The sequence below is a fragment of the Peptoniphilus rhinitidis 1-13 genome (assembly GCF_000246925.1).
Taxonomy (GTDB): domain Bacteria; phylum Bacillota; class Clostridia; order Tissierellales; family Peptoniphilaceae; genus Peptoniphilus_A; species Peptoniphilus_A lacydonensis.
Map to the genome: position 1 here is coordinate 19,521 of NZ_BAEW01000003.1, position 22,132 is coordinate 41,652.

The 22,132-nt window shown below is 30.4% G+C and carries 26 protein-coding genes and 2 other annotated features; of the genes, 2 read left to right on the forward strand and 24 right to left on the reverse strand.

All coding sequences use genetic code 11. The features are described 5' to 3' along the window. Positions 1 to 7 precede the first annotated feature (7 nt). The 5 genes from obgE to thrS form a co-directional block, all read right to left on the reverse strand. Positions 8 to 1,276, reverse strand: coding sequence for a GTPase ObgE (gene obgE / locus RH95_RS02865; RefSeq protein WP_010243068.1), 1,269 nt, complete (start codon positions 1,274 to 1,276; stop codon positions 8 to 10). Between the two features lie 139 nt (positions 1,277 to 1,415). Further along, positions 1,416 to 1,712 carry a 50S ribosomal protein L27 gene (gene rpmA, locus RH95_RS02870; RefSeq protein ID WP_010243071.1) on the reverse strand — a complete coding sequence of 99 codons (297 nt, stop codon included), beginning with the start codon at positions 1,710 to 1,712 and terminating at the stop codon, positions 1,416 to 1,418. After that, complete coding sequence (locus tag RH95_RS02875; RefSeq protein ID WP_010243073.1) at positions 1,705 to 2,043, reverse strand: ribosomal-processing cysteine protease Prp; 339 nt, start codon at positions 2,041 to 2,043, stop codon at positions 1,705 to 1,707. The genes rpmA and RH95_RS02875 overlap by 8 nt, the downstream gene beginning before the upstream one ends. Next, positions 2,043 to 2,348: a 50S ribosomal protein L21 gene (rplU, locus tag RH95_RS02880; protein WP_010243075.1), complete on the reverse strand. Its 306-nt coding sequence runs from the start codon at positions 2,346 to 2,348 to the stop codon at positions 2,043 to 2,045. Before rplU ends, RH95_RS02875 begins: the two co-directional genes overlap by 1 nt. 10 nt (positions 2,349 to 2,358) lie before the next feature. Next, positions 2,359 to 2,427: a sequence feature (ribosomal protein L21 leader region), on the reverse strand. Between the two features lie 148 nt (positions 2,428 to 2,575). Then, the gene (thrS, locus tag RH95_RS02885; protein WP_010243077.1) at positions 2,576 to 4,486 is read right to left on the reverse strand and encodes a threonine--tRNA ligase; all 1,911 of its coding nucleotides are present in this window, start codon (positions 4,484 to 4,486) and stop codon (positions 2,576 to 2,578) included. A gap of 46 nt (positions 4,487 to 4,532) precedes the next feature. Then, positions 4,533 to 4,711: a binding site (T-box leader), on the reverse strand. Positions 4,712 to 4,877: 166 nt separating this feature from the next. Between thrS and RH95_RS02890 the strand changes: the two genes are divergently transcribed. Both RH95_RS02890 and RH95_RS02895 read left to right on the forward strand, forming a co-directional pair. Next, entirely contained in the window at positions 4,878 to 5,192 is a 315-nt protein-coding gene (locus tag RH95_RS02890; RefSeq protein ID WP_010243079.1) for a hypothetical protein, read from the forward strand. A 76-nt stretch (positions 5,193 to 5,268) separates the two neighbouring features. Continuing rightward, complete coding sequence (locus RH95_RS02895; RefSeq protein ID WP_010243081.1) at positions 5,269 to 5,772, forward strand: hypothetical protein; 504 nt, start codon at positions 5,269 to 5,271, stop codon at positions 5,770 to 5,772. A 111-nt stretch (positions 5,773 to 5,883) separates the two neighbouring features. On the opposite strand, the gene RH95_RS02900 is transcribed toward RH95_RS02895, so the two are convergent. The 19 genes from RH95_RS02900 to RH95_RS02990 all read right to left on the reverse strand — a co-directional run bounded on the left by RH95_RS02900 (position 5,884) and on the right by RH95_RS02990 (position 22,132). After that, positions 5,884 to 6,570, reverse strand: a complete 687-nt coding sequence (locus RH95_RS02900) for a DUF6873 family GME fold protein (protein WP_010243083.1) — start codon at positions 6,568 to 6,570, stop codon at positions 5,884 to 5,886. After that, positions 6,567 to 7,313: a TrmH family RNA methyltransferase gene (locus RH95_RS02905; RefSeq protein WP_010243085.1), complete on the reverse strand. Its 747-nt coding sequence runs from the start codon at positions 7,311 to 7,313 to the stop codon at positions 6,567 to 6,569. The genes RH95_RS02900 and RH95_RS02905 overlap by 4 nt, the downstream gene beginning before the upstream one ends. Before the next feature lie 53 nt (positions 7,314 to 7,366). Then, positions 7,367 to 7,885 carry a DUF4342 domain-containing protein gene (locus tag RH95_RS02910; protein WP_010243645.1) on the reverse strand — a complete coding sequence of 173 codons (519 nt, stop codon included), beginning with the start codon at positions 7,883 to 7,885 and terminating at the stop codon, positions 7,367 to 7,369. Between the two features lie 45 nt (positions 7,886 to 7,930). Continuing rightward, positions 7,931 to 9,019 (reverse strand): DUF3048 domain-containing protein, encoded by a 1,089-nt coding sequence (locus RH95_RS02915; protein ID WP_010244154.1) that lies wholly within the window; start codon positions 9,017 to 9,019, stop codon positions 7,931 to 7,933. Positions 9,020 to 9,178: 159 nt separating this feature from the next. Then, positions 9,179 to 9,829: a potassium channel family protein gene (locus tag RH95_RS02920; RefSeq protein WP_010244155.1), complete on the reverse strand. Its 651-nt coding sequence runs from the start codon at positions 9,827 to 9,829 to the stop codon at positions 9,179 to 9,181. A 2-nt stretch (positions 9,830 to 9,831) separates the two neighbouring features. After that, complete coding sequence (locus tag RH95_RS02925) at positions 9,832 to 11,160, reverse strand: TrkH family potassium uptake protein (RefSeq protein ID WP_010244157.1); 1,329 nt, start codon at positions 11,158 to 11,160, stop codon at positions 9,832 to 9,834. A 63-nt stretch (positions 11,161 to 11,223) separates the two neighbouring features. Continuing rightward, on the reverse strand, positions 11,224 to 11,574 hold the full coding sequence (gene rplT, locus RH95_RS02930) for a 50S ribosomal protein L20 (protein ID WP_010244159.1): 351 nt from the start codon (positions 11,572 to 11,574) through the stop codon (positions 11,224 to 11,226). Positions 11,575 to 11,586: 12 nt separating this feature from the next. After that, the gene (gene rpmI, locus RH95_RS02935) at positions 11,587 to 11,778 is read right to left on the reverse strand and encodes a 50S ribosomal protein L35 (RefSeq protein WP_010244161.1); all 192 of its coding nucleotides are present in this window, start codon (positions 11,776 to 11,778) and stop codon (positions 11,587 to 11,589) included. Positions 11,779 to 11,789: 11 nt separating this feature from the next. Continuing rightward, positions 11,790 to 12,377: a translation initiation factor IF-3 gene (gene infC / locus RH95_RS02940; RefSeq protein ID WP_234347010.1), complete on the reverse strand. Its 588-nt coding sequence runs from the start codon at positions 12,375 to 12,377 to the stop codon at positions 11,790 to 11,792. A 103-nt stretch (positions 12,378 to 12,480) separates the two neighbouring features. Further along, complete coding sequence (gene udk, locus RH95_RS02945) at positions 12,481 to 13,098, reverse strand: uridine kinase (RefSeq protein WP_010244167.1); 618 nt, start codon at positions 13,096 to 13,098, stop codon at positions 12,481 to 12,483. Beyond that, positions 13,088 to 14,317, reverse strand: a complete 1,230-nt coding sequence (locus tag RH95_RS02950) for a peptidase U32 family protein (protein WP_010244170.1) — start codon at positions 14,315 to 14,317, stop codon at positions 13,088 to 13,090. Before RH95_RS02950 ends, udk begins: the two co-directional genes overlap by 11 nt. Further along, positions 14,304 to 14,960 (reverse strand): O-methyltransferase, encoded by a 657-nt coding sequence (locus RH95_RS02955; protein WP_010244172.1) that lies wholly within the window; start codon positions 14,958 to 14,960, stop codon positions 14,304 to 14,306. The genes RH95_RS02950 and RH95_RS02955 overlap by 14 nt, the downstream gene beginning before the upstream one ends. A 42-nt stretch (positions 14,961 to 15,002) precedes the next feature. Further along, complete coding sequence (locus tag RH95_RS02960; protein ID WP_010244174.1) at positions 15,003 to 16,664, reverse strand: ribonuclease J; 1,662 nt, start codon at positions 16,662 to 16,664, stop codon at positions 15,003 to 15,005. Then, the gene (locus RH95_RS02965; RefSeq protein WP_010244177.1) at positions 16,664 to 17,122 is read right to left on the reverse strand and encodes a Fur family transcriptional regulator; all 459 of its coding nucleotides are present in this window, start codon (positions 17,120 to 17,122) and stop codon (positions 16,664 to 16,666) included. The genes RH95_RS02960 and RH95_RS02965 overlap by 1 nt, the downstream gene beginning before the upstream one ends. 8 nt (positions 17,123 to 17,130) lie before the next feature. Continuing rightward, complete coding sequence (locus RH95_RS02970; protein WP_010244180.1) at positions 17,131 to 17,373, reverse strand: DUF1292 domain-containing protein; 243 nt, start codon at positions 17,371 to 17,373, stop codon at positions 17,131 to 17,133. A 9-nt stretch (positions 17,374 to 17,382) separates the two neighbouring features. Then, on the reverse strand, positions 17,383 to 17,799 hold the full coding sequence (gene ruvX, locus RH95_RS02975; RefSeq protein ID WP_010244183.1) for a Holliday junction resolvase RuvX: 417 nt from the start codon (positions 17,797 to 17,799) through the stop codon (positions 17,383 to 17,385). 57 nt (positions 17,800 to 17,856) lie between these two features. Then, entirely contained in the window at positions 17,857 to 18,111 is a 255-nt protein-coding gene (locus RH95_RS02980; RefSeq protein ID WP_010244186.1) for an IreB family regulatory phosphoprotein, read from the reverse strand. A gap of 47 nt (positions 18,112 to 18,158) precedes the next feature. Further along, positions 18,159 to 20,771, reverse strand: coding sequence for an alanine--tRNA ligase (alaS, locus tag RH95_RS02985; RefSeq protein WP_010244188.1), 2,613 nt, complete (start codon positions 20,769 to 20,771; stop codon positions 18,159 to 18,161). 77 nt (positions 20,772 to 20,848) lie between these two features. Next, positions 20,849 to 22,132: an AI-2E family transporter gene (locus tag RH95_RS02990; RefSeq protein ID WP_010244190.1), complete on the reverse strand. Its 1,284-nt coding sequence runs from the start codon at positions 22,130 to 22,132 to the stop codon at positions 20,849 to 20,851.

The following is a 22,132-nucleotide window of genomic DNA, read 5'->3' on the forward strand; positions in this document are numbered from 1 at the left end:
CTATCTCCTATTCAAAAAATTCAAATTCGTATCCGCCAATAAATACTGAACCGCCATCATTTACGCCAAGTTCTTCCAACTTTTCAACTACTTTATTCTTTCTAAGATTTTCTTGGAAATATTTTAGTGAATCGTAATTTTCAAAATTAGTAGACCTCAAAAGCTTGTCGATGTAAGGTCCCTCTACAAAATAATTTCCATTTTCTTTGAAGACTCTTATACCCTCTTCCTTTACAACTTCTTCAACATGCTCTTTATCATAAGTTTCGTATTCACTAAAATCAACTTCTTGCAAGTTTTTATAAGTTTCTATCATCAATTTATCCAAGTTTTTTGTTGTAGCAGCTGAACCTGCAATTATTTTGTATTTATCGCCAAGTTCCTTTTCTAGCTTTTTAAGATTTTCCTCTGCTCCTGGCACATCCATTTTATTTGCAAAAATAATTTGTTTCTTTTCTGCAAGTCTTTCGTTATAATTAAAAAGTTCTTCGTTTATCTTGTAAAAATCTTCTAATGGATCTCTTCCCTCAGAACCAGAAATATCTAAAACATGAATCAAAATTCCTGTTCTTTCAATATGTTTTAAAAATTCATCTCCAAGACCAATTCCTTCTGATGCCCCTTCAATAAGACCAGGTATATCAGCAATTACAAAGGACTCCCCTTCGTCAATTTTTACAACTCCAAGATTTGGTGAAAGTGTTGTGAAGTGGTAATTTGCAATCTTTGGTCTTGCAGAAGTCACTATGGAAAGAAGTGTAGACTTGCCTACATTTGGAAAACCTACTAACCCAACATCTGCAAGAAGTTTTAATTCTAAAATAACTTCTCTTTCTTCTCCAATATTTCCTGCTTGTGCAAAAGCGGGTGCCTGTCTAGTTGAAGTCTTAAACCTTGCATTGCCAAGACCACCCTTCCCACCTTTACAAACAGTTACAGACATATTGTCCTCTTTTAAATCATAGATGACTCCCTTAGTATTTGCATCTCTAATGAGAGTTCCAACAGGAACTTTTAAAATTATATCTTCGCCATCTTTCCCAAACTTTAATTTATTCATGCCATTTTGTCCATTTTCGGCTTTATATTCTCTTTTATATCTAAAATCCATCAAAGTGTGAAGTCCAGAGTCAGTCATTACAATTACATCTCCACCTCTTCCACCATCGCCTCCAGCTGGTCCACCTGCTGGTTCATACTTTTCTCTACGCCATGCGACAGCACCATCGCCACCTTTTCCGGCTTTTAATTTTATTTTTGCTATATCTATAAACATAATTACCTCGTATTTTTTCTTATTATAACACAGATATGTAATGAAAACTTGAACCTTATGTTAAATATGTAAAATCTTGGTGAAATTTTAGACTTTACAAAGTGCAAAAAAATAAAGCAAGGTTTCCCCTGCTTCCTTCTTATGCTTCAACTTTTTCTTCTACATATACATTAGCGAATTTCTTTCCGCCTTTGCCCTTAGTTGTGAATCTTAAAACTCCATCGGCTGTAGCAAATAAAGTGTCATCAGAACCCTTCATAACATTTTCTCCTGGATGGATTTTTGTTCCTCTTTGTCTTACAAGAATATTTCCTGCTAGAACAAATTGACCGTCGCCTCTTTTAACTCCAAGTCTTTTTGAGTTTGAATCACGACCATTCTTAGAAGAGCCTGCTCCCTTTTTTGAAGAAAAAAGCAATAAATCAAATTTAATCATTTTGCACCTCCACATCCTTTAGTGTCAAATAATTTGGATAAGCTTCATTTATAAGCTCAATCCCCATAATCATAAATTCAAAACAAGTTTGAATATCATTTCTTCTATAAATATTACTATTTAAAATTTCTATTTTTAACAATCCGTCGCCTTGAACATCTTTTATTTCACTCTCCTCTACTCCAAGCTTATTTATAAGTGTAAAATAAAAAGCTTGAGTGAGAGTAGATATGCTAGAGCATACAATTTTTTCAAATTCACCCTCTGCATGACCACAAGACTTAAATCCACAATAATAATTTCCCTTTTTATAAAGGTCAATAATAGTCATTAGTTAATACCTGAAATTTCAACTAAAGTGTATGGTTGACGGTGTCCATTTTTCTTTCTTTCATTTTTCTTAGATTTGTACTTGTAAACAATAACTTTTTTTGCTTTACCTTGTGCCAATACTTTGGCTTCAACTTTTGCACCATCGATATATGGAGAACCTACTTTAGGTTCGTCACCAGATACAAATAATACTTTGTCAAAAGTTACATTGTCGCCTTCATTTACATCTAATTTTTCAACTTTAATTTTGTCACCAGCTTCAACAGTATATTGTTTTCCACCTGTTTCAATAATTGCGTACATTGTAGCACCTCCTCATTACAAGACTCGCCATCCTAGGTACCGAAGTTTTAAAACCTATTCTGTGCGGTTACATCAATGTATTTTACCATAATCTTATCCTTTTGTAAATAAAATTATAGATACTTTACATATATTTAAAAATTTTCTGAAACTTTTTATAAAAATAAGCAGGCTCTTACCTGCTTAGATTTTATCCTTATTTAATAAAACTTTCAATTATATATTTATCATTCAGTAATTGTTTTATTTTTTATTTCTTCTTTAAGTGATGTGACAAATTCATCTATGTCAACATCCTTAACTTCTTCTCCACTTCTCTTTCTAACAGAAAGTTTTCCAGAAGTTTCTTCTTTTTCTCCAATTACTAACATATAATTAATTTTCTTAACTTGTGCTTCTCTAATTTTGTATCCAACTTTTTCTGCACGACCATCAAGGTGAACTCTAAGTCCTTCTTCGTGAAGTTTATCTGCGATTTTTTCTGCGTAATCTTTAAATTTGTCAGATACAGGAATTACTTCAACTTGTACTGGAGATAACCATAGTGGGAATTTACCTGCAAAATGTTCAATTAATATACCCATAAATCTTTCAACTGATCCAAGAAGTGCTCTGTGAAGCATCACTGGTCTTTGTCTTTCTCCATCTTCGTCTACATAAGTTAAGTTGAAGTTTTCTGGAAGTTGGAAGTCAAGTTGAATTGTACCACATTGCCAAGTTCTTCCTATTGCATCTTCTAAGTGAAAGTCAATCTTTGGACCATAAAATGCTCCATCGCCTTCATTAATTGTATATGGCAAATTCTTTTCTTCTAATGCTTCTTTAAGTGACTTTTCAGCCAAATTCCATGATTCAAGGTCCCCCATGTAATCATCTGGTCTTGTTGAAAGTTCAATTGTGTACTTAAATCCAAAAGTGCTATATAAATAATCGGCAAGGTCAATCATCTTAAACACTTCATCTTTTATTTGTGATGGTAAACAATATACATGGGCATCATCTTGAGTAAATGTTCTTACTCTAAATAGACCATGAAGTGCTCCAGAAAGTTCGTGTCTGTGAACTATCCCATATTCTGCAAGTCTTATTGGAAGATCTCTGTAAGAGTGATTATTTGAATTGTAAACTAAAATTGATCCAGGGCAGTTCATTGGTTTTACTGCGTAATCTGCATCGTCAATCTTTGTAAAGTACATATTGTCTTTGTAGTGATCCCAGTGACCTGATCTGTGCCACAAATCTTCATTCAAAATAATTGGAGTTAAAATTTCTCCATATCCATTTTCTTCGAGAACATCTCTCCACCAATTTAATAAAGTGTTTCTTAAAATCATTCCATTTGGGTGAAAGAATGGGAATCCAGGTCCTTCTTCGTGCATACTAAATAGATCTAGCTCTTTTCCAAGCTTTCTGTGATCTCTCTTTTCAGCCTCTTCACGTCTTTCAATATATTCATCTAATTGTTTTTGTTTTTCAAAAGCTATTCCATAAATTCTTTGAAGCATTTTTTTATTTGAGTCGCCTCTCCAATATGCTCCCGCAATTGAAAGAAGTTTTATTGCCTTTATTTTTTTAGTTGATAGAAGATGTGGTCCCTTGCAAAGATCGACAAAATCTCCAATTTTATACATTGTAATCTTTTCATCTTCTTTTAAATCTTCAATTAACTCAACTTTATAATCTTGATTTTTTTCTTTGAAATAATTAATTGCTTCTTCTCTTGAAACTTCTATCTTTTCTACTGGAAGGTCTTTCTTAGCAATTTCTTTCATTTTATCTTCTATTGCCTTTAGATCTTCTTCAACAAATCTGTGATCTAAATCTAAATCGTAATAAAATCCTGTTTCAGTTGAAGGTCCAATGGCAAATTTTGCTTCTGGGTAAAGTTCTTGGATGGCATAAGCCATAATGTGAGATGCAGTGTGCCATAAAATTCTTTTTCCTTCATTGTCTTCAAATTTTACAACTTTAAAGTCGCTATCTTCATAAACTTCATCTTCTAGTCCTAAAATTTCTCCATTTACAACTGCTCCAAGAGAATCTCTTAATAATCCTTTAGAAATATCTCCTGTAATTTGTGACACTTTAACTCCACTTTCGTATTCTTTTCGTGATCCATCTGGATATTTAATAATCATTTTCTTCCTCCTAAAATTAAAAAAATAAAATAAAAAAGCCATCATCCCAAAGGACGATGACCGTGGTTCCACCTTAATTAAACTCAAGGGATTTAACGCATCCATACGCCATAGTTTGCTATGGGACTCCAAGTTAGTTTTCAAAAATATAAAATTAGAAATTTGCAGCGACCATTTCCTCTCTTAAAATTTTATAAATTTTACTCTTCTTATCAAAGCCATTTTTTAAAATTGCTATTATAATATCATAAAGTTTTTATATCTTCAAGAATATTTTGAAAGAATTTATCATTTCTCTCGCCTTTTTATATTACCCAAGCTAAATTTTTTAAAACACGATCTTTCTTTTTTTTGATATAATTTATGAAGAAAAAATTATTTGGAGGCAAGTATGAAAAATAAGTTAAAATATTTTATCATTGCTCTTATCATTATGGGATCTATTCCTATTCTACCTGTCTTTGAAGATGATTTTTTTGGATTCTTTGCCTTTATAAATTTTTATGGGCTTAGCCCCTTTGTCTTGCCCCTTTTAATTTCTCTGCCCTTCATATACAAAAATAAAAGTTTTTATTTTTTATATTTTTCCTTATCCCAATCCTCTACAACAACTTTTTTATCTTCTATTTTTTTAAAGTTGTGGACTACTCCTTCACTTCAATTATATTTTTTGTACTTGGCCTGGTCTTGTCCCTTTACTTATTAAAGGGAAAGAAAAAAACTCCCTAAGAGGAGTTTAAACTATTTTATAAAATAATCCTTTGAGGAGATGTAAAAGTAAAATGGACTACAAAACCCAAATTAAAATGTTCAAGCATTTAATTCCTATTGGTGAGAGAGATTCAAAAGACCTTATAGATTATCTCAAAAATAAATTTGATGTTGTTGAAATTAATTTTTCAGAACTACCTCCTTACAAGAGAGATATGCTTAGTGAAAATGCAAAATATTACGTAGGAAATGTTAAGTTAAATGTTGAGATAAAAGAAATGTCCTTTCGTCTCTTTAAAATTATAGAAAATGAAAAAAGTATAGAATATGTAGATCCACATGAAGCTGAACATGGTAATTTCCTTTTTTTTATACTTGAAGAAAAGACTAAATATATGTCTACAAATAGTGGTAGACTTCTAACAGAGATGACTTATGTTTCTGGGGTTTCTAAAGAATCTTACCTTGAAGAAGATTTAGTTTTTAAAGATTTGCTTTTTAAGTTAATGTTTGATTATATCGATGACAATAAATTTTTATATAAAAAAATTCTTCAAAACAAAGTAAATAGATAGTATATGTTTATAAATATCCTAATAATTATATTATAAATAAAAGATGTATTAAAAGAAGGGAATTAACCCTTCTACATACCATCTTTTATATTTGTCACTTTTACAAAGGTCTTAAATAAAATAAATAGAACCAAAGTCTTCTATTGGGTCTTTCGATAAAATTTCAATTTCATAATTATATTTTTTTATTATTTTTAAAATTTCTTCATGGGATGAGTGATGAGAAAAATCTCCTGTGAAGAAAATTTTTTTGCCCAAGACTCCACTCGCCCCACCAATAAAACCATAATTAAAATTTCCTAATCTTATATCACCATGATTTATTTTATAAATTGGAACAAAATCTTTTAGACTTTCATAAATTCCTCCATCACTTGTGATTATAAAATCATCTGTCACAAGAGATGAACATTTTGCATAGCCCTGCTTAATATTTATCATTTCGTATCCATAATTTTTGTAGTAATCTAAAAGAACTTCATCTGTGTACTTCAAATTGTGGATAAAATAATTTTTAAATCTAAAGGCATTTAGTGGAATGTCAAGAGGATACTTTGCCCCTAGTTTTGATTTTGATGGGATAATATTTTTATCTAAAAAAATTTTTTTGTAATATTTTAAGTTATCTCTATCGACAACAATTTCGCCATCTGGAAGTGGATGGACTAAAATATCTGTGTGAGAATCTAGTCCCTTCATTAAGTTTTTATTTGATTTAGTTCTCACAAGATTCCCGTATTCTTTTAATTTCTTGCAAGATTTTTCTGGAAAATTTTCTGCAACAATTACATAATTCATTTCATCATCTCATAAATTATAATTGAGGCAGCTACATTTGCATTTAAGGAATCCACATTTTCACTAATTGGTATATTTAAAAAACTATTTGCGTGGGACATCAAAAAATTTGAAATTCCCTTTGCCTCATTTCCAATTACAACAATATCCTTATCTTTAAATTCATAATCTCTTGTTGATGTGGAGTTATCAAGAGAAGTAGCAATAATATTAAAATCTAAATTTACTAAGCTTTCTCTACTCATAAAATAAATTGGCACTTTAAAAATTGAAGACATGGAAGACCTAACTGTCTTTGGATTGTAAAGGTCGCAGGAATTTTCTGAAATTATAACTCCATCTAATTTAAAAGCATCAGCAGAACGAATTATTCCACCAAGATTTCCCGGCTCCCTTATATCATCGAGATATAAAAATTTTCCATTTTTTTCATTGAATTCTCTGTGAATTTCTTTGTAGTATGCAATTATTCCTGGAGAAGTTTTTGCATCACAAAGCCCGTCAAAAATTTTGTCTGAAAAAATTAAAATTTTGTCTTTATCTATATCTTTTAAAATATTTTCAAATTTATTTTCTTTATAAGAGAATTCACTTAAAGCAATATATTCTACTTCACATTCACTTGCTTCCTCAATTACTACTGGCTTTTCCACCATGAATAATCTATGTTCTTGTCTGTATTTCTTCTCCTTTAAACTTTTTAAAAACTTATATGTATCATTATTCTTACTTATAATTATCATTTTTCTCCTCAACCTATAAATAAAAAAGCCCCGAAGGGCTCTTCTCTTAAAAATTATAAAAATTTACTCTTGTCTTTTAAATACTCTTTGATATCTATAACTTCTCCGCTTTCCATAATTATTTTAAAAGAATAATCATATACATAAGCTGCAGAAATTCCAAGAAGTGATGCAGGAAGTGCCAAAATCATTCCAATAGCAGATGTTGTAAGTGAAAGAGATAAAACTGTTTCGTTATCCTTTTCGACAACAAGTCTTCTTGCATTTCCCTTTCTCCAAATTTCTTTTATTGCATCTACAATTTCATCAAGATAATTTACAACTTCATCTACATATTCTTTTCCAGCTCTTCTTTTTTTCTCATTTGAAGATTTTTCTTCTTCATCTTCAAAAACTTTGGAATCTTCCTCTTCGAAAAAGTTTTGATTTTCTTTTTCTTCATATTTTCCGTCATTAATATATTCAATTGCTAGATCAACATCGCCATCACTATCTAGTAGAGCCTTTCTCACTATACCATAGCTTGCACCAGTAGTATTTATTACATAATCAATTTTTGTCATATTAATCATAATATCACCTCCCAAGATATCTACCCAAAAAAATCTCTTTTAAAATTATTTATTTTCCACTTTTTGTGCATTTTCGCCATTATTATTTTGATTTGAATATGCGTCTTCATCTATTGGTTTTTCATAAAATACATGACTTTCATCATCAACTACTGAAATAAAAGTCTTTCCTGGATAAAATTTAATTTCATTTCCATCTTCATCTTTAAAAATTGTCCTAGCATCTTCATTTGCTTTTTCCCAAGTTATCTCACTTAGTTTTCCCCCTTGAAGAAAAAGACCTTTCCCGCTGCCAATGTTGTCTAATTTTAATGTTCCCTTAGGACCAGCGACAACTGCCTTTTGAAAAAGTACTAAAACATTTGTCGTACCAATTTCAACTCCTGATGATTCATCTATAACAACTTCTCCTTGTCTATTGTATTGATATTTATTTGTATTGGCATTATAAATAAACTTTGTCTTATACCTTGGATTGAAGTTTAATTCAATTTCATTTACATCAATTCCTTTTGCCTTTTCATCATCTTCTTTAAAGGAAAGTGATGCGTTGTTATCCATTGTATTTATATCTTTTTTATTTAAATACTCAATCATTTCTGGTAGTGCAATATATCCATTGTGAGGAGCAAATTTCCCCACATCTTTGTTTCTATGAAAAATTATTCCTTCCAATGCAATTCCATCTAAGTCCACAACGTTTCTCTTGTGAATTTCAGCAAGTCCAGCTTCACTGCCGCCCCAATGAATGTAAACAGCATTATATTCCTTTGCTGTATCAACAAAGTAAGGTCTTGCAGAGCGAACTGGTCCTATTACATCTGGATAATTTTGTTGAAATAAAAGCATATATCTTGTATATTCGCCCTCAGCACGATATTCATAAATAACATCGCAAGGATCAAGTCCAGATTGTGGTCTTGCATCATCGTGATTATCTATCATAACTGCATAAATTTTATTCTTTGATATATCTTCTTTTGTTTCTTCATGTCTAAGTGGTGAATAATAAACTACTTTTTCTGGTTCTTTTTTTGTTTCTACTTCTGCTTTTTTATTTGTTGTATCTTGATTACATGCTACTAAAGTCATTGCCATAGCAACACAAATCATAATCTTATGTAATTTTTTCAATTTTTTACCTCTCTTCTCACTTTATCTATTTTATTTTAATTTATATCATTAAATATGTAAATAGTGCATAAACTTTTATGACAAAAAATCTAAACTTCAGAAACTAGTTAAAAATATTTCCATATAAAAAATAAAGCTGCAAAATATGCAGCCCTACAATTAATTTTCCTCTGTAAATTTTTTAATATCTTTATTTGAACCTAAAACTGTTAAAATATCTTCCTCTTTAATTTTAAAATTAGATTCTGGATTTACAAAATTTTCTCCTTCTCTTTTTACCATTAACAAATTAAAATTGTAATCTTCTCTAAGTCTTAGTTCCTTTATTTCTTTTCCATTCATCTTTGGAATTGCTTTAAAATCATAAATACTATATCCTTTAGATATTTCATTAGAATCCAACAAACTGTCATTTGACAAATTATTTGCAAGTCTATACCCAATATCTCTCTCAGGAAATATAATTTTATCTGCACCACATTTCAATAAAATTTTACCAAATCTATAAGACGGTGCCTTTGCAATAACCCTATCAATTCCAGCTTCTTTAGATGCGAGAACTGCCATTATTGCAGCAGCTAAATTTTCGCCAATTGCCACAACTGCAACATCATAATTTTTAAGTGCAAGCTCTTCCACTGCTTTCTCATCTTCAAGATCACATACAATTGCCTCAGTTACTTTTTCAGAAATTAAATCAATTTTTTCTTGATCTAAATCTATTGCTACAACTTCATTTTTCAATTCATACAATCTCGTGGCAACAGTAGAACCAAATCTACCACATCCAAATACAATAAATGTCTTCATAATTACCCCACTATAATTTTACCTTCTGAATATCTCGTATGCTTCTTTGTCTTTCTATTTAAAATTCCTATACCTAAAGTTGCTGCTCCAACTCTTCCAAGATACATTAATACTATTAAAATCACTTTTGAAAAAGAACTCAAATTCCCAGTAATGCCTCTACTTGTACCAACTGTTCCAAAAGCTGAAACAATTTCATATAATATATCTATATACAAAAATTGTCCATGTTCAATAATTGTAATAACTAGTGATGCAAGTATAATTATTCCACTTCCAAGTGAAAATATACACAAAGACTTCAAAAGTGCGTCGCGAGATATAGTTTTGTGAAATATTTCTGTATCTTCATTTCCTCTTAAAACAGAAATAGTAGAAAACAATAACACTCCAAAAGTAGTCGTCTTAATTCCTCCACCAGTTGACGCCGGAGATGCTCCAATAAACATTAACATAATAGTAACAATCAAAGAACCCTCTTGCATCTTCCCTATGTCTATCGTATTAAATCCTGCAGTCCTTGATGTCACAGACATAAAAAGAGAAGACAAAATCTTACCTTTAAGACTCAACCCTTCCATTGATGGACTATCATGTTCAATTAAGAAAAATGCAATTGCTCCAACAAGAATCAATATTGCTGTAATTGAAACAACTATTTTAGAATGAAGCGTTAGATTCTTAAATTTTCTTTTTTTGTAAATATCAATAAAAACTGTAAACCCAAGTCCACCAAAAATTATTAAAAGTGAAATTACAATATTAACAGTAAAATCAGAAACATAATTTGAAAGCGAATTTCCAATAATATCAAATCCAGCATTGCAAAAAGCTGAAATCGAATGAAAAAGCGAAAATAAAATTCCCTTTTTAAGCCCAAAGTCTGGAATGAATTTTGTTGAAAGTAAAATTGCCCCAATTAGTTCCACAATCAAACTAAATTTTATAATATAAATTACAAGTCTAATAATTCCCTTGCTTGTATCAGCATTTGTCTGTTCTCTTATAATTCTTCTTTCAGATATTCCAATTTTCTTGTTTAAAACCATGGCAATTAGAGATAAAAACACCATAGTTCCAAGCCCACCAATTTGAATTAAAATAATAATTACACATTTACCAAAGGCAGTCCACTGAGTTGCCGTATTAGTCACAATAAGACCTGTGACACATGAAGCTGAAGTTGATGTGAAAAACGCATTTAAAAAGCCTATACTTTCTCCATTTGCACTTGCTGCTGGAAGATTTAATAAAATAGCTCCCAATAAAATTAGTGCAAAAAAAGAAAGACAAACTATTAAAGGTGGATTCTTTTTTAATCTTCTAATCATAATATCCTCATTATACAATTTTTTAAAATTTAAATGGAAAAAGACTCCCAAAGGGAGTCCTAATTATTGTTCTTTTGCAACATCAACTAATTTTGCAAAACCTTCTGGATCATTAATTGCCATTTCAGAAAGCATTTTTCTATTAATATTTATATTTGCCTTTTTAAGACCTGAAATAAATTTTGAATAGCTCATTCCATTAAGTCTTGCAGCTGCATTAATTCTTGCAATCCAAAGTTTTCTAAAATCTCTTTTTCTTTGTTTTCTACCGATGTATGAATAGTTAAGAGATTTCATAACAGCTTGATTTGCAGTTCTATATAATTTTGATTTAGCACCAAAATATCCTTTAGATTGCTTTAGAATATTTTTATGTCTTTTTTTGGCGTTAACGCCTCTTTTTACTCTAGCCATCTTTACCTCCTATTAAGGAATCATGTGATCGATTCTCTTTTGATCACCTTTAGAAACTGTACTACTTTTTCTAAGTTTTCTTAGTCTTTTAGCAGTTTTCTTACCTGTTAAATGTCCTTTATAAGCATAAAATCTCTTAAGCTTGCCAGAACCTGTTCTCTTAAACCTCTTAGCGGAAGCTCTGTGAGTTTTCATCTTTGCCATAAAAATCCTCCTTATTTATCAGACTTGTCATTGTCTTTTTTTTCTGAAAGGAACATCACTAGATTTCTTCCTTCCATCTTAGGTTTTTTGTCCACAACTCCATACTCAGAAATTAAATCTACAAACTTATCGAGAACTTCGCGTCCAAGATCAGTGTGACCCATTTCTCTACCTCTAAATCTAACTGCAACTTTAACCCTATCACCATTTTTTAAGAAATCAATAGCTCTATTAGCTTTTGTATTTAAATCGTGATCCTCAATATTGGGAGTAAGTCTTAATTCCTTTATATTGATTACCTTTTGTTTTTTTCTTGCTTCTTTTTCTTTTTTCTCCATGTCGTATCTGTATTTACCATAATCCATTAAACGACACACTGGTGGTTTTGCGTTTGGCGCAACTTTAACTAAGTCCAGTCTTTTAGATATAGCCAAATCGATTGCTTGATTTGTAGCAACAACACCTAATTGATTGCCCTCATCATCTACTAATCTGACTTCCCTTTCTCTTATCTCTTCATTAATTTGAAGTTCTTTAATTTCTAAGCACCTCCGTAAATTAAAAAAGCGAGCACACAAAGATGCCCGCAAATTCATCATAATTTTAAAATAACCTAAATGACTTCGCCATTAGGTGAGAAGCGGACTTCTTCTTTAATAACAAACGATATGATAACACAAAGTTTATTAATTGTCAAACATTTTACACTAAAGATTTTATTTTTTGATATAAAAGATCTATTGCAACTTCATTGTCCCCACCTTCAGGAATAATAACATCTGCATACCTCTTTGAAGGTTCAACAAATTGAAGATGAGAAGGTCTAACAGTCTTCATATATTGATCAATAACTGAATCAAGTGACCTTTCTCTCTCTTTCATATCTCTTTTTATCCTTCTGATAATTCTAACATCAGAGTCTGTATCTACAAAAACTTTTATATCCATAATGTCAATTAAATTCACTTCACTAAAAATTAAAATGCCTTCTAAAATAATTATTGGCTTTGGAAAGACTATTTCTCTTTCTCTTTTTCTGTTATGAAGTGCAAAATCATAAATAGGTTTTTCAATTTCTCTTCCAGATTTTAAAAGTTTTAAATGATCATACAAAAGATCGTTGTCAAAGGCAAGTGGATGATCATAATTTGTATTTACTCTCTGTTCAAATTTCAAATTAGATTGATCTTTATAATAAGAATCTTGCTCAATTACAGAAACATTATCTCTACCAATAAGTTCTATTAATTTTTTAGTAACAGTGCTCTTACCGCTGCCACTTCCTCCGCAAATCCCAATAATACAAGCTTTACTCGTCATTCTCTCTCCTCAAAATAAATCCCTTTTTGACAAGTTTATCTATTTTTATTTTAAAAATTTGCTTAGCTTTATTTGCAACTTCTATTTCTCTATCTTTATCATCATACATCTCTTGTATATTATAATTAAAATGTTTTATACCAGGGCCAAAAATTTCTATATCTTCTCCCTTAAAAATCCTATTTCTCTGTTCTATGGTTGCAACCTTTGTATCATTATTATAATCTAAAACAATCCCAACAAAATCATAACCTCTTATATAAGAATTATCTTCATAAACTTGAGAATTCTCATTAGCTTTTCCATAAAAGAAACCAGTTGTAAAATCTCTGTGACTTACTTTTTTAATTTCTTCTAAAAGATATGGATCATATTTATAATTTTCTGGGTCTTCATAATATGCATCAATTGCCATTCTATAAGATCTTATAACTGTTGCAAGATAGTACTCACTTTTAACTCTGCCTTCAATTTTTAAACTAGAAATTCCAGCACGAATCATATCGTCAATGTGTTCAATCATACACAAATCTTTAGAATTCATTATAAAAGTACCTTCATCATGCTCTTCTATTGGAAAATATTCTCCAGGTCTTTTCTCCTCAACAAGATGATATTTATATCTGCAAGGCTGTGCACAATCGCCCATGTTAGCATCTCTTCCAGTCATATAATTCGAAAGAAGACATCTTCCAGAATAAGACATACACATAGCACCATGAGCAAAAGTTTCAATTTCAATTTCATCTCCAACATTTTTTATAATATCAGAAACTTCCTCTAAACTTAGTTCTCTAGCCATTACAACTCTTTCTGCTCCAAGGTCTTTCCAAAACTTTACCGTTTCTACATTTGTAACAGAACCTTGTGTAGAAATGTGAATAGGAAAATTAGGTGCAACCTTTTTAACTTTCATAAACATACCAGGATCTGCAACAATTAATGCATCAACACCAATATCATTTAATTTTTCAATATATTCTTCAACTCCAACTATATCCTTGTCGTGAGGAATAATATTTAAAGTTACATGGATCTTTTTTCCTCTTTCGTGCAAATAATTTGTAGCCCACTTTATATCTTCCACGGAAAAATTCTTTGAAGCCTTTCTAAGCCCAAAGCTTTCTCCACCAAGATAAACAGCATCAGCTCCATACTCTACTGCAGTTTTTAATTTATTCATATCACCAGCTGGTGCTAAAAGTTCAATTTTCTTCATCTTTTCTCCTAACTAAAAGTATCCCATCTCCTATGGGGACAACAGAAGATATAAAATTATCATCTTCTGAAATATCACTTAAAAAATTCCTAAGTCTTTTAACAATAGTCTTCTTTCTTCTCACAATGAGCTTATCTTCTGTGACCATTCCTTTAAATAAAACATTGTCACAAATTATAATACCATCTTTATTTAAATTTTTTAAAGCAGAATCAAAATATTTTTTGTACTGCCCCTTTGCAGCATCTATAAAAATTAAATCGTATTTTTCTTCTAAATTTTCCAAAAAATCATAAGCGTCACTTTCATGGACACTTATAATTTCATCTAAACCTTCACTAGAAATATTTTTCCTAGAAATTTTTACCATTTCAGAATTTAACTCAACAGTATCAAATTTTTTTATACATTTATTTCTCTTCACAAAAGAAATTGATGAATAACCTATTGCAGTCCCAAGTTCTAAAACTTTTTTTGGTTCCTTCATTGAAATTAAAAAATTTATAAACTCTTCACTTTCCCTCTCCACAATTGGAACATGATTTTCTTCTGCATACTCAATCATTTCCAAAAGTTTTTCATCGTGAACTTCTTTTAAATTTCTTAAATAATTTTCTATATAATCATAATTTATATTTGGCATAATTCCTCTAAAAAAGGGAACCTTATAGATTCCCTAAATATCCTAAACCTCCATAATAATTGGCAAAATCATAGGATTTCTCTTTGTATTTTTCAAAATATATGATCTAAGATTATCTCTAATGTCAGACTTTAATCCATTCCAATCCTTTAAATTTTCATTAGATTCCTCTTTTAATATCTTTCTGACAACATTTTTTGCATCCTCAATTAAATCTTCAGATTCTCTAACATATACAAATCCTCTTGAAATAATATCTGGTCCAGAAACAACTTTGCCTTCTTTTGTTATAGTTATAACTACAATTATAAGTCCGTCTTCTGAAAGATGTTTTCTATCTCTAAGTACGATATTTCCAACATCTCCAACTCCAAGACCATCAACTAAAATATTGCCAGAAGGAACATCTCCTACAAGTTTTGCATCTTTTTGCGAAATTTCAAGACAATTTCCATTTTCCATTATAAAAATATTGTCTTCAGGTATTCCCATTTGTGCTGCAATTTTTGCATGTTTCATTAGATGTCTAACTTCTCCATGAGCTGGAATAAAATATTTTGGTTTAATTAAACTCAAAATAAGTTTTAATTCTTCTTGGCAAGCATGACCAGACACGTGAATTTCTGATAGAGTTTCATATATTACTTTTGCTCCTCTTTCGAGTAGTCTATTTATAACTTTCGTAACTGCATTTTCATTACCTGGTATTGGTGTTGCAGAAAGAATTATAGCATCATTTGGAGTAAGTTCTATTTTTCTGTGCTCACCATAAGCAATTCTAGTTAAAGCTGACATAGGTTCGCCCTGTGAACCTGTGGTTATTAAAACAATCTCACTGTCATCATATTTATACATGTCTTTTATATCTACAAATGTATCTTTCTTAACTCTAAACTGTCCAAGTTTTTTCGCAGTTTCTGTGACATTTATCATAGACCTACCTGATAGTACAACTTTTCTACCATATTTTTCTGCAGAATTTATTATTTGTTGAACTCTATGAACATTTGATGCAAAAGTTGCAATAATAATTCTGTTTTCTGAAAGATTTTGAAAAAGTCTATTAAATGTTTCCCCTACTTTTGACTCACTCATCGTGTAGCCTGGTCTAAGTACATTCGTACTTTCTCCAATCATTGCAAGTACACCTTTTTCACCAATTTCTGCAATTCTTGTAAGATCGATTGGCTTTCCACTAATCGGTGTAAAATCTACTTTAAAATCTCCAGAGTGATAAACATATCCAAGAGGAGTTTTTATTGCAAGTGCACAAGCATCTGGTATAGAATGATTTACATTTATCCATTCAACTTCCATTTTGCCAAGTTTTACTACGTTTCCTGCACTTACAACATGAAGTTTATCTCTTGAAAGTCTATGTTCTTTTAATTTATTTTCTAAAAGACCAATTGTAAGAGCAGTACCATAAATATCTAAATCTAATTTTCTAAGAACATAAGGAATTGCACCAATATGATCTTCATGACCATGTGTTAGCACAAGTCCTCTTATTTTATCCTTATTATTTTCCAAATAAGTTACATCTGGTATTACTACATCAATACCAAGCATTTCATCTTCTGGGAATGTCATACCACAATCGACAATAATAATATCATCTCTATATTCTATGACCGTTAGATTCTTTCCAATCTCGTGAAGTCCTCCCAGTGGAATAATCTTCACTTTATTTGTATTTCTCATTAATTTGCCTTCTCCTCAAATTTGTGGCGGCAGTCTTCGCAATAACCCATAAATTTTAGAGTGTGGTCAATAATCTTAAAATTCTTTTCTCTTTCTATTTCTTCTTCCAATTCATTTAAATCGTCGGCATCAAATTCTTCTACTTTGCCACAATTTAAGCACACAAGATGATGATGTCTATGTCCTTCTTGCTTTAATCTAAGTTCATATCTAAGAATATTATCATCAAAAGCAATTTGATCCAAAATTCCTAATTTGTGAAACAATTGAACAGTTCTATAAATAGTTGCAATTCCCATTTCAGGATCTTTCTCAGCCACTAAATTATAGACTTCTTCTGTGGTAAGATGTTTATCTTGATTTTTCAAAAAAACTTCATAGACCCTAGCTCTTTGTTTTGTATATTTATATCCTGCGTCCTTTAGAATCTTCTTTACAGGATCAGTATTTAAATCCATACAGTCAATCACCCATCTATTTCATCTAAAAGTTCTTCATAAACTTTTTTTGCTTCATTTAACTCATAATCATCTATACCGGCAAGAAGTTCATTTCCAAACTCATCTTCTACCACTTTTAATATATAGATTTCTGGCTCTTCTTCATCTGTATAGAGTGCTACATAATCTGTATCGTCAATTGAAAATTTTGCATCTACAAAAAATTCAACTTCCTCATTATTTTCATCATACAATTTTATCTTTTCCACTATTATCACCTATAAATTAATTCTATCCAGATAGCTTTGCAAAATGTATGTTGCTGCAATTTTATCTATATATTTTTTTCTATTTTCTCTTCGAACAGAACCTTCTATTAGAACTTTCTCTGCCATTAAAGTAGTCATTCTCTCATCTACATACTCAATATCAACTTTGTATTTATTTTTTAATTTTTCTGCAAATTTAATGACTTTTTCACTTTGAGGTCCAATAGTATTGTTCATATTCTTGGGAAGACCTACCACTACTTTTTCTACATTATTTTCTTTTATTATGTCATGAATTTTATCATAGGCTATTTTATTTGATTCCCTTTTTATAGTAGTAAGAGGTTGTGCAGTAATCATAAGAGGGTCGCTTATTGCAACTCCAATCCACACATCTCCTACATCTAAGCCTAAAACTTTATTCATTTAACCACAACCTTTACAGGTACATATATAATATGTAAAAGAGATGGTCTAGCCATCTCAAAATTTTTCCAAATAAACTTTTAGCATCTCTTGTAAAAGCTCGTCACGCTCTATTTCTTGTATCATGGATCTTGCATTATCATGACTTGTTATATAAGTTGGATCGCCTGATAATATATATCCAATAATTTGGTCAGAAGGATTGTATCCTTTTTCCTCTAGAGCATTGTAAACAACTTTTAAAATACTCTTAATTCTTTCTTGTTCCAAAATGTTTTTTTCAAAAATTTGTGTATTATTGTTTTGATCCATAATTGCCTCCAAATAGATTATATCATAAAATATCTATTTTGATAATATTATAATAATTCACTTATTTTATTTAGAGCTTCATCAATCTTGTTTAAATCTTTGGCACCGGCGGTTGCCATATCAGGTCTTCCACCTCCACCACCACCGGCTACTTTTGCAATTTCTTTTATGAGTTTACCTGCTACAATTTTCTTTTCAACAAGATCCTTTGAAACTGCACATACAAAATTTAATTTATCATCATTTACAGTTGCAAATAAAACTACAACTGATCCAAGTTTATTTCTCACTTCATCAGCTAAATCACGAAGAGTATTCACATCAACTCCTTCGAATTTCTTTGTTACGTATTTTATACCATTTTTTTCTCTAACTGAATCTAAAATTCCAGAAATCTGATCTTTTGCCATTTCATGTTCAAGCCTGTCTATTTCTTTAGCCATTTCTTTTAAACTTTTATTATTTGACTTTATCTTTGAAATAATTTCATCTTTATTAGATTTTAATTCCCTTGCTATTTCATCTTGTTCGCTTTTTAAGGAATTTAAATAATTATATACTGCAGGCCCAGTAATAGCTTCTATTCTTCTTATTCCATTGCTGACTCCATTTTCAGATAATATTTTAAACATCAAAATTTCAGAAGTGTTTTTTACATGAGTACCACCACAAAGTTCTCGTGAGTAATCTCCCATGGAAATAACTCTAACTTCATCATGATATTTGTCTTCAAAAAGACCTATTGCACCCATTTTTTTAGCGCATTCAAGATTTGTAACTTTGGTTTCAACTGGAAGTGATTCGAATATTTTTTCATTTACAATATTTTCTACTTTTTCAATTTCTTCTCTAGTCATTGCTTCAAAATGGGAAAAATCAAATCTCATTCTATCATCCATAACAAGAGAACCAGCTTGATTTACATGATTTCCAAGTACATCTTTTAAAGCTCTGTGAAGAAGATGTGTTACTGAGTGATTTCTTCTAATATTATTTCTTCTCTTTGAGTCAATTATAACTTCTGCACGATTTTTCTCTAATTTTCCTTCTACAACTTCAACAAAGTGAAGATGCAGTCCATCTTTAGTTTTCTTAGTATCTGTGACCTTCAATTTAAATTTATCAGAAATAATTTCTCCAGTATCTCCAACTTGACCACCACTTTCTCCATAAAAAGTAGTTTTATCTAAAATTACAATTCCCTTTTCACCTTTATCTAGAGAATCTACTATTCTATCATTTGAAATTATTCTTATAATATTTCCACTGCACTTATCTTTTTCATAGCCTAAAAATTCATTGTGAAGACCCTCAAAGAGATGTTTGTTATCTTGGTTTGACCAACCAACATTGGAGTCATCTCTTGCATCCCTAGCTCTTTTCTTTTGAAGATCCATTTCATTTTGAAAGCCTTCCATATCTACATCAAAGCCTTCCTCTTTTAAAATTTCTTCTGTCAAGTCCACTGGGAATCCATAAGTGTCATAAAGTTTAAATGCTTTTTCTCCATCTAAAAATTTTGAATTTGATTTTTTCATTTCTTCTATGTTTGCATTTAATCTTACAAGTCCACCATCAATTGTTTCTAAGAATTTTTCTTCTTCTCTCCTAATTATTTCTTTAATAGACTCTCTATTCTCTTTTAATTCTTCGTACTGATCTCCCCAAGAGTCAATCACCATATCTGCAATTTCAAATAGAAAAGCTTTTTTAATACCAAGCTTTCTACCATGTCTTGCAGCTCGTCTTATAAGTCTTCTAAGTACATAACCTCTTCCTTCATTAGAAGGCACAACAGTATCAGAAATCATAAAAGTCATGGCCCTTATGTGATCAGTTATAACTCTAAAAGAAATATCTAAATCTTTATCTTCTCCATATTTTTTCCCAGAAACTTTTGCAATTTCTTCTATAATATCTTTTATTGCATCAATTTCAAAAATATTTTCAGTTTTTTGCAAAACTGTCGCAATTCTCTCAAGCCCCATTCCAGTGTCAATATTTGGATGTGAAAGTGAATTGTAATTACCAGATTCATCTTTATCGAATTGTGTAAAAACTAAATTCCAAACTTCAATAAATCTATCACCTTCATCACCTGGTTTTTCCTCTTCAGATCCATATTCTAAACCTCTGTCCACATAAATTTCTGAACAAGGACCTGATGGGCCAACTTCAAGTTCCCAAAAATTATCTTCTTTTCCCAATCTAATTATTTTTTCTTCAGGAATTCCTATTACATCTCTCCAAATATTGTAAGCTTCATCGTCCTCAAAATAAACAGTAACCCACAAATCTTCTTTTGGAATTTCTAAATTCACTGTCAAGAATTCCCATGCCCAAGGGATTATTTCCTTTTTAAAATAATCTCCAAAGGAAAAATTTCCAAGCATTTCAAAAAATGTAGCATGTCTATCTGTAAGCCCTACATTATCTATGTCACCAGTTCTAATACATTTTTGACAAGTTGTAACTCTTTTTGCAGGTGGAACTTCTTCTCCAGTAAAAAATTTTTTCATTGGTGCCATTCCTGCTCCTATTAAAAGTAGTGATTTGTCATCTTTTGGAATTAGTGAAAAACTTGGAAGTATAAAATGATTTTTTGATTCAAAAAATTTTAAAAATTCTGTCCTTATATCGTGTAACCCTAAATATTTCATATACAACTCCTATTAAAAATCCTCCCAGTCCATGGGAGGATGTGCTATAAATATTATAATTATAAAGCTTATTATTGTCAATCAACGCTATATCTGTCATTGTATTTTATTTTAACAAAATCAACTAGTATAAATATTATTGAAGTTATAGGAACAGAAATAACCATTCCCCAAACTCCAAATAATCCTCCACCAATTATTATTGAAATTAAAACTATAAGTGGACTAAGGCCTGTGCTATCTCCAATTAATTTCGGTGCTAAGATATTATTTTCAACCCATTGAATTAAAACAAATAAAATAAGTACCCAAAGTGCTTTTATAGGAGAATCCATAAATGCGAATAAAACTGCAGGTGCACAACCTAAGAATGGACCAATGTATGGAATTATGTCTGCAACACAAGTTATAAGTCCAATTATAATTGCAAAATCCACTCTAAGAATTAGTAAATAAATCATCGTTAGAACTCCAACAAAAATTGCCATCAAAAGTCTTCCTCTAATAAATTGTTGAAGTGCTGTGTCAATTCTTGTCGCTAGATATGTTACGTCTTTTCTGTGCTTATTTGGTATTGCTTTTTTTAATTTTAAAGTAAATTTTTCTTTGTCCACTGAAAAGTAAAAAGAAAAAATCAATACTAATAAAAGTCTAAAGACACCAGTTACTAGGCCATATAATTTTGAAAGTAAATTTGATGCAGATTTCATAAGAGATTCTTGCATGTTTCCTACTAGTTTATTTACAGCTTTAGTTATGGAATCTAAAATATTTGATACAATTTCAGGTGTTTCTACATTACCTTCCACTTTTGGATTTGATTTTTTATATACATCTATAAAATTATCTGGAAGTTCAACGTTGAATTTGGCAAAAAATTCTGACATGGAGTCGTTAACATTCTTAGTAAGAGTGTCAACCATGTCTGGCAAACTTGTAAGTAAATTTGAAATTTCATTAATAGTTTTTGGTATCACTGAAATTATAAGTACTGCGAAAATTAAAATAACTGTTATATAAACTATTATTACGCCAAATTGCCTTTTAATCCCCTTTCTCTCGAGATAATTTACAAGTGGATCTATAATATATGCAAAAATCACTGCTATAATCACGCAGGAAAGTGTGTATCCAAGTATTGAAAATTTTTTAAAAATAACAATTATGGAATAAAAAATTAAAATTCCAAAAAATATTTTTATTATTATGGGCAGATCTAAATTTATTCTCTTTTTACTTTCTATATGTTTATTTCCTATATTTATTAAATAATAAATAGTCAAAAAAACTAGGATAATAGAAAGTATTGCAATTGCATAAATCATAAATCTAGAAGCGTTGCCAGAAATCTGTTCCAACAT